Origin of the sequence: Aquimarina megaterium XH134, from assembly GCF_000520975.1 — a bacterium.
Lineage (GTDB): Bacteria > Bacteroidota > Bacteroidia > Flavobacteriales > Flavobacteriaceae > Aquimarina > Aquimarina megaterium.
In genome coordinates this window covers 13860-27188 of sequence record NZ_JACB01000016.1, presented here as the reverse complement: position 1 = coordinate 27188, position 13329 = coordinate 13860, and the positions used below count along the sequence as shown (strand labels likewise).

Annotated in this window: 6 protein-coding genes; all 6 read left to right on the top strand. The window is 33.0% G+C overall.

The annotated features are described in order from the left end of the window. Nucleotides 1-25 precede the first annotated feature (25 nt). Nucleotides 26-2446: an ABC transporter permease gene (locus tag Z053_RS0111800; RefSeq protein WP_025665216.1), complete on the top strand. Its 2421-nt coding sequence runs from the start codon at nt 26-28 to the stop codon at nt 2444-2446. A gap of 34 nt (nt 2447-2480) precedes the next feature. After that, nucleotides 2481-4907, top strand: a complete 2427-nt coding sequence (locus Z053_RS0111795) for an ABC transporter permease (RefSeq protein WP_025665215.1) — start codon at nt 2481-2483, stop codon at nt 4905-4907. A 55-nt stretch (nt 4908-4962) separates the two neighbouring features. After that, nucleotides 4963-7368: an ABC transporter permease gene (locus tag Z053_RS0111790; RefSeq protein ID WP_025665214.1), complete on the top strand. Its 2406-nt coding sequence runs from the start codon at nt 4963-4965 to the stop codon at nt 7366-7368. Nucleotides 7369-7441: 73 nt separating this feature from the next. Then, nucleotides 7442-9766 (top strand): ABC transporter permease, encoded by a 2325-nt coding sequence (locus tag Z053_RS0111785; RefSeq protein WP_206539211.1) that lies wholly within the window; start codon nt 7442-7444, stop codon nt 9764-9766. Between the two features lie 31 nt (nt 9767-9797). Then, nucleotides 9798-12305, top strand: coding sequence for an ABC transporter permease (locus Z053_RS0111780; protein ID WP_025665212.1), 2508 nt, complete (start codon nt 9798-9800; stop codon nt 12303-12305). 263 nt (nt 12306-12568) lie between these two features. Beyond that, nucleotides 12569-13231: an ABC transporter ATP-binding protein gene (locus tag Z053_RS0111775; protein ID WP_025665211.1), complete on the top strand. Its 663-nt coding sequence runs from the start codon at nt 12569-12571 to the stop codon at nt 13229-13231. The last annotated feature ends 98 nt before the right edge of the window (nt 13232-13329 follow it).

Here is a 13329-nt window from a genome sequence, read left to right as displayed (position 1 = left end):
TGTGAGGCTTAAATATCACGATATTATGCGCACCTTATATTTTAAAATAGCAATTAGATATCTGTTAAAGAATAAGCTCTATTCTTTTATTAATATTTTGGGATTAGCCATAGGAATCGCTTCTTTTATTTTGATCATGGTTTATGTGAATTACGAACGTAGCTATGATACTTTTGAGGGATCAGAGAATGTATACCGTGTATATATGGATGCTCTTAAAGGTGATGTTTTTGAAGTATCTGATGCACAAACTGCTAATCTTATTGGTCCTACATTAAAACAAGAATTTCCTGAAGTGATAGAGCAGGTACGTCTCTACCGTTTTGATAAAGTGACTTTTAAATATGAAGAAAAAATCATTGAAGAATCCAAAGGTGCCATGGCAGATGAAACCTACTTTGAAGTATTTAATTACCCACTTTTAAAAGGAGATAAACAAAATGTATTAAAAGAACCTAATACCATTGTACTTACAGAGTCTTTTGCTAAAAAAATATTTGGAACACAAAACCCTATAAAAAATACGTTATCAGGATTTTATGCGGGTGAAGAAGTGCTATTAACGGTAACCGGGGTCTTAAAAGATATTCCCGAAAATACCCATATGAAAACCAATTTCCTGATTTCTTTAAATACTTATGCAACCTGGTTTGCATCAGATGCAGAAAAAGAATTAAACTGGGGACATTGTAATTTTTTCACCTACTTAAAAATTGATAAAAATGCTGATAAAGCCCTTCTGAAAAGTAAAGTGATTGCTAGTGATTTTGAAGATGATGAAGATGAAAGGTATAATATAGAACCTCTAGAAGATATTCACCTATATTCTAATAAACCTTATGAAGCTGAAGCCAATGGAAGTATCAGCAGAGTAAAATTCTTAACAGCAATCGCTTTTATAGTATTGTTATTATCATGGCTTAACTATATTAACTTATCTACAACCAAATCTCTAGAGCGTGCCAAAGAAGTAGGTGTTCGTAAAGTGGCTGGGGCACAACGCTTACAACTTATCTTACAATCGTTAACAGAATCGATTGTTCTAAATGGTATTGCTATTGTGATCGCCATTTTACTTACTATAAGTATGCTTTCGTTATATAATAATATTACAGGAAAAGAACTGGTAATACAGACTTCAACTATTACTCAGTTATTACCTATCATTGGTTTTATTGTAATAGGGGTAGTTCTGGCAGGGCTATATCCAGCTATTTTATTAAGCGGATATTCACCTTCAAAAGCATTAAAAGGAAAAATACGCACTTCTGCCAGTGGATTAAACATTAGAAAAGGATTGATTGTTTTGCAATTTCTAGCCACTATCGTTTTGCTTATTGGTACGTTAGTTATTACTAAACAAATAGATTTTATGCAAAAGCAACCGATTGGCGCAGAATTAAATCAAACTATTTCTTTTCATGGTGAATTTTTAAACAATATGACAGATTCTCTGGCTAGAAGAAAATGTAAAATTCTTGAAACAGAGCTACAAAAATTTCCTTTTGTATACGGTACAGCAAGAACTCAAACCTATCCTGGGGATGGTTATGATAATTTATCATCATTCATAGGAATGAAATACCCCAACGGAACAGAGGATAGCAAAAAAATATTTTATAATTATACAGCAGATAGTAATTATCTTGATGTATTAGATATTCAATTTCTTGCCGGAAATAACTTTATAAACAATCCCAAAGGAAATAGCAATACGGTTATAATTAATGAAGCTTGTATGCGCGAAATGGAAATTTTTAATCCAGATGATGCAATCAATAAAACGGTAAGCTTTTTTGGAAGAGAATGGGTAATTTCTGGGGTTATTGAAAATTACCATCATTTTGGATTAAAAAAAGGAATACATCCTATGATTATTTTACACGGTAATAGCAGTAATAATTTATTAGTAAAATTTGATGACACTGTTGCTTCTACTTTGGGATACAATAAAGCGATTACCCAGATAGAAGAAAAATGGAAACAAATACTACCACAACGTACTTTTGGCTATACATTTTTAGATAAAAAGTTTGAAGCACAATATAATGATGATAAAGAGTTTAGTGCTGCTTTCAGGATGTTTACGCTTCTGGCAATATTTATCGCAGCATTAGGCTTGTTTGGGTTAACATCGTATACCTGCGTACAACGTAAAAAAGAAATAGGGATTAGAAAAGTAAATGGAGCAAGTATTTTTAAGATTCTGAAATTATTAAACATTGATTTTATCAAATGGGTTGGGATTGCATTTATAATTGCGATTCCTGTGGCCTGGTATACGATGAATTCGTGGTTAGAAAACTTTGCATTAAAAACAAATCTTAGCTGGTGGATATTTGTACTTGCAGGTATAATGGCACTTGGTATTACATTGCTTACGGTAAGTTGGCAGAGTTTTATGGCAGCCAACGGAAACCCCGTTGATGTGCTAAGAGATGAATAATATGTGATTTTAAATCAATTAAGAAACAACCATTATGTTAAAAAACCATATCAAAGTAGCCTGGAGAACCCTTTTGAAACACAAAGGTTTGTTTACCATTAATATTCTGGGTCTTGCCATAGGGATTGCTACTGCTCTTGTTATATTTCTTTTTGTGGTAGACGAATTAAGTTATGATCGCCACTATAAAAAAGCAGATCAAATTGTTAGAGTAGTGCTAAAAGGAAAGATGAATGGCGAACTAATAAAAGAAGCTGTTACACCAGGCCCTGTTGCATATACATTACAAGAAGAGTTTCCAGAGGTTTTACAGGCAACTCGTATTAAATCAAGCGGAACACCCCAAATTACCTATAAAAACAACACATTTAGAGATCAAAAGTTTGCATATGTAGACCCTAATTTTTTTCAGGTATTTACGTTGCCACTCATTAAAGGAGATCTTGTAACAGCATTACAAGAACCTAATACTGTCGTTATTACTCAAAAATTAGCATCAAAGTATTTTGGAAATGAAAACCCTCTGGGAAAAGTTTTGGAGTTTAAAGAATGGAATCAACGCTATACGGTTACAGGAGTAATTAACGATGTGCCTGCAAATTCTCACTTTCATTTTGATGCTTTTGGGTCTATGGAAGGATTTGCAGCTGCAAAAGAACACAAATGGATAGAATCTGGTTACCATAGTTATCTTGTTCTTGATAAGCGTATAGATTATAAAAATGTAGAAGAAAAACTACCAAAAATTGTGCGTAAGTATATGGGGCCGCAGATAAAAAAATCTATGGGGATGACTTTTGAAGAGTTTAATGGAAAAGGAAATGACATTGGATTATTTCTACAACCTTTGACCGATATTCATCTTCACTCAGATTTTGCAGATGCTACCAATCTAGAGCCTGGTGGTGAGATAAAAACAGTATACATTTTTGGAGCAATAGCCATATTTATCTTAATTATTGCCTGTATCAATTTTATGAACCTTTCTACAGCAGCAGCATCAAAAAGGGCTAAAGAAGTAGGAGTAAAAAAGGTATTGGGATCACCAAAAAGTCAATTAATTAAACAATTTTTGATAGAATCTTTTATTGCAACTATGGTAGCTATGGTTTTGGCTTTAATTCTGGTTATGATTTCATTACCATTATTTAATGACCTGTCTGCAAAAGCATTAGATATAACTTATATTCTTCGTCCCCAGGTACTAATGTATTTATTAATATTAGGAATCATTATTAGTTTTTTGGCCGGGGGTTACCCTGCTTTTTTTCTTTCATCATTTGCCCCCATCACTGCACTTAAAAACAAATTTACCAACACAGGTAATAGTAAGGGATTAAGAAGTGGATTGGTGATTTTTCAATTTGCGATATCGGTAGGTCTTATTCTGGCAACTATAGTAGTAGATCAACAGATGTCTTTCATTCAAAATAAAGATATAGGTTATGAAAAAGATCAAATACTGGTATTAAGGGATTCATGGATGTTAAAGAACAATGAAGAAGTTTTTAAGGAACAGTTATTTAAAGACCCAAGAGTATCCAACATTACAATGTCTGGCCATATTCCTGCAGGACCATCTTATAATCATATGTCGAGTATTTATCCAGATCAGGATTCTGATGCTATTAGAAGAACCGTTGTATACAATATTGATGAACACTATATCCCAACGATGGGAATGGAATTGATTGCAGGAAGAAATTTTACCATAGGCGAAGGATCAGAGACCACAAATTTGATTATTAACGAAACATCTGCCAGGATTTTAGGATTTACCGATAATGCAATTGGTCAGGCAGTAACAATGTCTATAGATAATGAAGGAGGTACAAGACAATATTCTGTGATCGGAGTGGTAAAAGATTTTCATTTCAAATCATTACATCAAACTATAGATCCTCTAATAATGATTAATGAACCAAGTTCGGGGCTTATTGTAAGAGCAAAAACTTCTGACATGAAAGGGTTAATTGCCACAGCAGAAAATATATGGAACGACTTTAAAGTAAATGAACCCTTTAACTATGCCTTGCTCGATGAGTTGTACAATCAAACCTATCTGAAAGAGCAAAAAATGGGAACTATCCTTAGAATATTTGCTTTGCTCACCATTTTTGTGGCATGCCTGGGATTATTTGGCCTGGTAACTTTTACAGCAGAGCAACGATTTAAGGAAATAGGAATTCGTAAAGTATTAGGATCTACAATACCTCAAATTATCACTATGCTCTCATTTGATTTTATGAAACTGGTATGTATTTCTTTTTTGATAGCATTTCCTCTTGGATTTTATCTCATGAATACATGGCTTCAAGATTTTGCTTACCGTATACAAATACAGTGGTGGGTATTTATTCTGGCCGGTTGTATAACTCTATTAGTTGCATTTATGACTATAGGTTGGAAAAGTTTCAGAGCAGCGTCAATGAATCCTATAAAAAGCTTAAGAACAGAATGATTTAAGTCCTTATGGGTCTTTAAAAACTAGTAGGGATAATATAAAAAGTAAAATCATGATTAGAAACTATATCAAAATTACGTGGAGAAATCTAAAAAGAAACGGATGGTTTTCTTTCATAAATATTGGTGGACTAGCTTTAGGAATGACAGTCGTTATTATAATTGGTTTATGGGTATTGGATGATTTTACTTTTAATCAGTATCATAAAAATTATGATCGGATAGGACAGATTTATCATAACACGACGAATTTTGAAACTAATGAAATTAATACTGATCCTTCTGTGTTATATACATTTGGGAGTGTCTTAAAAGAAAAATACCCAGAATATTTCAAATACGTTTTAAGGTCAGATTGGGTCAAAGATCATACCCTTTCTAACGATGGAAAAATTTCTACAAAAACAGGAACATTTATTGAGAGTGGCGCTATAGAAATGTTTTCATTACAGATGATAAAGGGAACGAATGCTAGCTTGGATGAATTGAATGCCATTGTTTTGTCAGAATCTGCTGCATTAGCCATTTTTGGTCAAGAAAATCCTATAGGAAAAAGTATAAAGATTAATAATGAGATGGATGCTGTTGTTAAAGGTGTCTTTGAAGATTTACCAAAAAACACAAGATTTCGTCATGTACAATTTTTTGCAAATTGGAATTTGTTTGAAGCAAATGATAAATTATTTGAATGGGTAAAAGATGTATGGGATGGTTGGTATTTTAATATGTATGTAGAATTAAAGCCAGATGTTGATATTGAAGAAGTAAATAAAAGCTTACAGAATTTTTATATCCAATATGGGCCGCATGATTTAGTAGATAGTTATAAAGAATCTAACCTTTATCCATTTGTATACCCAATGAATAAATGGCATTTGTATTCAGAATTTGAGCAAGGTATACCTGCAAAAGGGCGTATTACTTTTGTCTGGCTTTTTATTTATATCGCAATATTTGTCTTATTACTTGCCTGTATTAACTTTATAAGCCTTAGTACAGCTCGTTCAGATAAGAGAGCTAAAGAAGTAGGCGTACGAAAAACAATGGGATCCAAGAAAAACCAGCTTGTCTATCAATTTTTGATTGAGTCCCTTATAGTATCTTTTATTGCACTATTATTTGCGTTAATATTGATATCGGTTTCGTTACCATGGTTCAATGAGCTTTCTCAAAAAGACATGAGTATACCTTGGGGTAATGCGCTGTTTTGGAGTGTCGTATTGTTTTTTACAGTGTTTACAGGTCTTTTTTCTGGAATCTACCCAGCTTTTATTCTTTCTTCTTTTAACCCTATAAAAGTAATCAAGGGAACCTTTAGAATAGGTAAGTATGCAGAAACTCCTAGAAAAGTTTTGGTAATATTCCAGTTCAGTATATCGATTATGCTTGCTGTAGGTACTTTTATTGTATTTGAACAGATCCAGTTTACCAAAGACAGGCCTATTGGGTATGATGGGAATGATCTTATATACTTAAATATGAACAATCCTGATTATTTTGGAAAATATAATTTACTTCGTGATGAGTTAAAAAATGCTGGAGTAGTTGAGGAAATCGCTCAATCTTTTTCTCCTCAGACTGCTATATATAATAGAGGCGGAGGGTTTAATTGGCCAGGCAAAGATCCAGAAATGGAAGACGAGTTTGGTCTTATGGCCATAACCCATGATTATGGAAAAACCGTAGGATGGAAGTTAATAGAAGGAAGGGATTTCTCTAGAGAAATGCCTACTGATTCGTCAGCCCTTATTGTTAATGAAGCAGCTGTAAAATATATGAAATTGAAGAAGCCCGTAGGAACCTATATTACCTATGGGAAAAGTGAACCTCTAAAAATCATAGCAGTTGCCAAAAATATGGTTATGGAATCACCTTATAAATCTACTAGTCCTGCTATTTATTACATTAGTTATAGCAATGTCAATTTTATGCATATAAAATTAAAATCTGATATTGATATAAATACTGCTATTACTGAGACTAAAAGAGTGTTTGCAAAAGTAATCCCTTCTGCAAATTTTGATTACCGTTTTGTGAATCAAGATTATAACCTCAAGTTTAGATCTGAACAACGTTTAGGAAACCTGGCTAGTGTTTTTACACTATTGGCTATTTTAATAAGTTGCCTTGGTTTATTTGGTTTAACTTCTTTTGCTGTAGAAAGACGTACTAAGCAAATAGGTATTCGCAGAGTATTAGGTGCTTCTAAATTTAATATTTGGAAAACCCTATCTAGCGGATCAATAGTACTTGTTTTACTTTCCTGTTTGATAGGAATCCCTATTATCCATCATTTCATGGAACAATGGTTGCAAAATTATAACTATCGAATGGAAATTTCATGGTGGATTTATGGTGTTGCTATTATTGGAGCATTACTATTAACCTTATTAACAGTAAGTTTTCAAATTATTAAAGCAGCATCAATTAATCCAATAAAAAGTTTAAGAACAGAATAAATAAAAAGCTACTATGTTAAGACATAACCTTATACTCTTTCTTAGAAATATCAAAAAATATAAAAGTACTTTTTTGATTAACATCATAGGATTGTCTTCAGGATTGGCTTGTGTATTTTTGATTGCACTTTGGGTGTTAGATGAGGTTCAAGTAGATAGATTTCATGAAAATGATGAGTATCTGTATCAGGTTTGGAATAAGTTTGAAAGCCAAGAAGGTCCTAGAGTTCTTAATTGGACTCCAAGTATTTTGGCAGAAACAATGGCTGATAAATTACCCGAGGTAAAATATGCAGTATCTCAAACAATACCTGCACAATTTGCTAAAGTACCACTTCATGTAAATAACAAAGTTATAAAGACTGATGGTGTATTTGCAGGCAAAGACTACTTCAATATATTTTCCTATCATTTGATAGAAGGAGATAAAGATCAGGTACTTGAAGGGATGAATTCGATTGTGATTTCAGAATCTCTGGCGAATCAACTTTTTGGTTCACTAAATGGAGTTGTGGGAAAAGTAATCGAATGGGATGCAATGGGCATGTTAGAAAAACATCAAGTGAGCGGTGTTTTTAAAGATATCCCTGCTAATTCAACAACTCAGTTCGATTTTATATTACCCTTAGCTACATATAAAAAAGGAATTATACATAATGGCGGAAAAAATGATTGGGTTAATAATAATCCGATAACGTATATTTTATTAAATGAAGAAACAAATGTAGAAGAATTTGCTGCTAAAATAGAAAACTTCTCGAAGCTACAGGACGAAGATGTTACAGCAGACCTTATAATGACCAAATATTCATCTAATTATCTCTACGGTAATTTTGAAAATGGACAGCAAGTTTCTGGACGGATGAATTATGTATACCTGTTTTCATGTATTGCATTATTTATTTTGATCATAGCCTGTATCAATTTTATGAATCTTTCTACGTCAAATGCATCAAGGCGTTTAAAAGAAATAGGAGTTAAAAGGGCATTAGGGTCCAAAAGAACTACACTTATCACACAGTATTTTGGAGAATCAGTGATGACTGCGTTTATTTCTTTATTGTTGGCACTTTTAATAGTATTTCTTTTTATCCCACAATTTAATATAATTACAGGTAAAGTACTATCCTTAAGTTTTGACCCTTTGATTTTTGGTTTATTCTTATTGATTGCTCTTTTTACAGGAATATTGGCAGGAAGTTATCCTGCATTACACCTTTCACGTTTTAAACCAGTAACTATTTTAAGAGGTCAATTAAAAAATTCATGGGGAGAAATTTGGGTTAGAAAAGGTTTAGTGATATTTCAATTTTCATTATCGATTATTTTAATTATAGCAGTCCTATTAGTTTCTCAACAAGTGGTTTATGTACAATCCAAAAACCTAGGAATGGATAAGGATAACGTTGTTTATTTTAAGCAAGAAGGCCATTTAAGACAAAATGCAGAGGCTTTTTTAAAAGAATTAAAAGAGGTCCCAAACGTAGTCAATGCTGCCATGACTAGTCAAAATATCATAGGAACAAATATTAATACAACCGGAGGATTAGTTTGGACAGGGAATGAAGAAGAGCGTCGATCTCGTTTTAAAGAACTTCGTATTGGTCATGATTTTATAGAGACAATGGATATGAAACTTAAAGAAGGAAGATCATTTTCTAGACAGTTTCTCGCAGACAGTGCTGCAATAGTATTTAACGAAACTGCCATAAAGATGATGGGTATCAAAAATCCAATTGGAAAAACGGTACGCTACGGATCAACACAATATAGTATTATTGGAATCTTAAATGATTTTCACTTTCAATCTTTTCGAGAAGTAGTACGTCCTATGTTTTTTAGATTAAATAATAATAGATCCAATTTAGAATTTGTAGTTCGAATTGCTGGTGGAACAGAAAAAGAAACCTTAGCTAAACTTAAAGATTCTTATGCTAAGTTTAATCCTGGATATGTATTTGAATATAATTTTTTAGATACAGATTTTCAAGCGCAATATGCAGCAGAACAACGGGTAGCTTCCTTATCAAAATATTTTGCTGGTTTAGCCATTTTAATCTCCTGTTTAGGTCTGTTTGGTTTGGCTAGGTATATGACAGAGCGAAGACGAAAAGAGATTAGTATTAGAAAAGTATTAGGACAAAGCGCTTCCCAGATTACTATGATGTTATCTATGGAGTTTACAAAGTTAGTTTTGATAGCAATAGGTATTGCAGTCCCAGTAGCATATCTACTGGGGAGTAATTGGCTTTCAGGTTTTGCATATAGAATTCCTTTAAAAGGATGGTATTTTATAGGTGCTGGTTGTATGGCTTTATTTGTTGCCTTGCTTACTGTTGGATCACAAGCAATAGGTGCGGCAAATAAAAACCCTGTAAATGGATTAAAAGAAGAATAAGGAGAATCACAATATCAAAAAACAAAAAGTTATGTTTAAAAATTATATCAAAATAGCATGGAGAAATGCTCTTCGACAAAAACAATTTACTATTCTCAATATACTTGGACTTAGTATTGGGATAGGAACATGCTTTATTATTGGATTATATATCCATAGTGAAATGACTTATGATACTTTTCATGACAAGGCAGATCGTATTTATAGAGTTAATCAACCTAATATTTGGGACGATTGGAATGAAATAGCCTCTAATACAGGACCTAATGTAGCTATTGCATTACGAGAAGATGCCCCAGAGTTTGAAGAAGTAACAAGACTTTTAAGGACCGGTACACAGATTGTAAAATCTAATCATAACGAAGAGGCAAGTTTATATAGCGAAGAGCAATATTTTGCTGTCGAAGAAAACTTTTTTGACGTGTTTTCTTTTAAATTTTTACAAGGTGATTCTAATACAGCACTTAGTGAACCTATGAGTATGGTGATGACAAAAAAAACGGCAGAACGTTATTTTGGTACAGAAAACCCAATAGGAAAAACAGTAGAAGTAAAAGATTATGATAACTCATGGAAAACCTATACAGTAAAAGGAGTACTTGCCGATGTTCCTTATAAATCACATATTCAATTTGATATGTTGGTTTCCTTAAAAAGTTATTCTGAAATGATGCAAAGAAACGGTTGGAAATGGATTTGGACAGCATTTTCGACCTATGGATTAGTGAAAGAAGGAACCGATATAGCAGCATTTACCAAAAAAATTCAGGCTATTCCCCCAAAATGGGCGCCACCTACAACAGAACGTATTTTTAATCAAACATTTAAAGAATTTACAGCAGGACATGATTGGACACTATACCTGCAACCTCTTAGAGAAATATACTTATCTGAAGCTCCTGCTATTCACTCCTTTGGACCAACTGGAAATCCAATGTTTGTTAAAATATTCGGAGCAATAGGTGTACTGGTACTTATATTATCCAGTATCAATTTCATGAACCTCTCTACCGCAAGATCATCAAAGAGAGCAAAAGAAATAGGAGTGAGGAAAGTTTTGGGATCCAAACGAAAAGCATTAATCAAACAGTTCGTTATAGAATCTACACTCTTTGTTTTGATAGGTACTGTTTTTGCCTTGATATTCGTACAACTTTCTTTGGGCATATTTAGTACAATTGCAGATGTAAAGCTCGAACTGATTCCATATTTAGGAAACCCAATATTTCTAGCAATTGTGCTATTATTTGTATTAGGATTAGGTTTAATTTCTGGAAGCTACCCTGCGTTTTACCTTTCAATGTTTCAACCTATAGAAACCCTTAAGGGAAAAATAAGCACAAAATTTAAAGGAAAAGGAATTAGAAATGGATTAGTTGTCTTTCAGTTTACTATTTCTATTGCTCTGGTAATTTGTACCTTATTTGTACAAAAGCAATTGGTATATACTTCTTCGTTAGATCTAGGATTCGAAAAAGATAATATTCTACAAATTCATAATATCGAGCAAATCGGTTTTGATACTGAAGCACTTAAGACAAAGCTTTCGTCAAATCCTGCTTTCTCAAAAGTTGGAAAATCATTTGGGCTACCACCAAATATATGGTCTGGAGATCGATACAAAACACTGGGTGCTAATGACCAGGTGGTTCAACTTAGAAATGTAAGAACAGAAGAAGATTATCTTGATGTATTGGGAGTAGAATTTGTTGCCGGAAGAAATTTTGATTCGTCAAGACCCAATGATAAATATAAAGTGATATTAAATGAAAAAGCAGTTAAAACCCTGGGGTGGGGTAATCAAGAATCTTATAATGCAGATTCTCCTATAGGAAAAATACTGGCTTTAGCCTCTGGAAGTGAAGATGAATTTGAAGTGATGGGCGTAGTTAAAGATTTTAATATTAATAGCGTACAACAAGAAATAGCACCATTGGTCATCATTCATCATCAAAATGATAAGGTTTGGGATTATGGTGCAGGTTTATCTTATTATTCGATGAAACTTAATCCTGCAGTGGTTAAAAACCCTGGTGAACTTCAAACATTGATTGATAGAGTTAAAAATGATATTGCACAAATAGATCCTTCGGTTCCGTTTGAATATAGTTTTATGGATCAGGATTTTGAAAACACTTTTGTGTCAGAACAAAGAATGGGAGTAATACTTAGTATATTTACCATTATGGCTTTGCTTATAGCATGTCTTGGGTTGTTTGGCCTGGCTGCTTTTACGGCAGAGCAACGTATCAAAGAATTAAGTATTAGAAAAGTACTGGGTGCCAAGGTATCAGAATTAGCTTTTTTGTTCTCTTCAGAATTTACAAAACTGGTTCTTATTTCTATTATTCTTGCTTCACCTATCGCATACTTTTTGGTAGATGAGTGGCTTAAAGATTTTGCGTATAGAACCCCAATAGATAGTTGGGTGTTTATAGTAGCAGCGATAAGCGCATTTGTAATTACATTAGTAACAGTAAGTTTTCAAACCATTAAAGCAGCATCAACAAATCCTGTAAAAAATTTAAGGGCAGAATAAAATTATTTCAGACCTCACAGGTCTCTAAGACCTGTGAGGTCTAGAGCAAGGACTATTTTAAAAATTAAAAAATAAATCTAATTAAAACCTGGGTATCTAAAAAGAACAATAAAACGTAATGATAGACAGCGCAAAGTATTCTAACGCCTGATTCTTAAAAAACACAGATTACTTTGTACTTTGTAGAAACGAAAAGCAGGACTTTTTAGATACCCTATTTTAAATCCAGATTAAAATATCATAAACAACTAAAAAAATAAAACATGTTATTACAACTAAAAAATGTATCAAAGTGGGTACACTCAGGAGGACAAAAGGTGTTCTTACTAAAAGACATTAATTTTTGGGTGAACGAAGGAGATTTTATCTCAATTATGGGGCCTTCTGGTTCAGGAAAATCTACTTTGCTCAATATCATCGGGATGCTTGATGATTTTAATGAAGGAGAATATACATTTCTGGAAGAAAAAGTACATTCACTTAAAGAAAAACACCGCGCGAATCTGTATAAGCAATATATAGGATTTGTATTTCAGGCCTATCATCTGATCGATGAATTAACAGTAAAAGAAAATCTTGAGATGCCATTATTATATAAAAAACACAGTGCTTCAGAAAGAAAATCTTTGGTGGCAGATATGTTGGATCGCTTTAATATTGTGGGAAAGAAAGATCTTTTTCCATCTCAGTTAAGTGGAGGACAACAACAATTGGTAGGTGTTGCCAGAGCACTTATTGCTAGTCCAAAACTAATCCTTGCCGATGAACCTACCGGGAATCTTAATTCTAAGCAAGGAGAAGAAATCATGGAAATTTTTACGCAATTAAATAAAGATGGGGTGACGATTATACAGGTAACTCACTCAGAAAAAAATATGGCATATGGTTCTCGAGTCATCAATTTATTAGATGGTAAAATTGAGTAAATATTTTATTTTGATCAGACTTCACAGATCTCTAAGACCTGTGAGGTCTGGAATTTTAACGGGGTAAGTCTAAAGGGCTAGAATGACATACAATATTA

Coding starts and splice junctions, on each gene's coding strand:
- Z053_RS0111800 (WP_025665216.1), top strand. CDS start 26: ATGCGCACCTTATATTTTAAAATAGCAATTAGATATCTGTTAAAGAAT.
- Z053_RS0111795 (WP_025665215.1), top strand. CDS start 2,481: ATGTTAAAAAACCATATCAAAGTAGCCTGGAGAACCCTTTTGAAACAC.
- Z053_RS0111790 (WP_025665214.1), top strand. CDS start 4,963: ATGATTAGAAACTATATCAAAATTACGTGGAGAAATCTAAAAAGAAAC.
- Z053_RS0111780 (WP_025665212.1), top strand. CDS start 9,798: ATGTTTAAAAATTATATCAAAATAGCATGGAGAAATGCTCTTCGACAA.
- Z053_RS0111775 (WP_025665211.1), top strand. CDS start 12,569: ATGTTATTACAACTAAAAAATGTATCAAAGTGGGTACACTCAGGAGGA.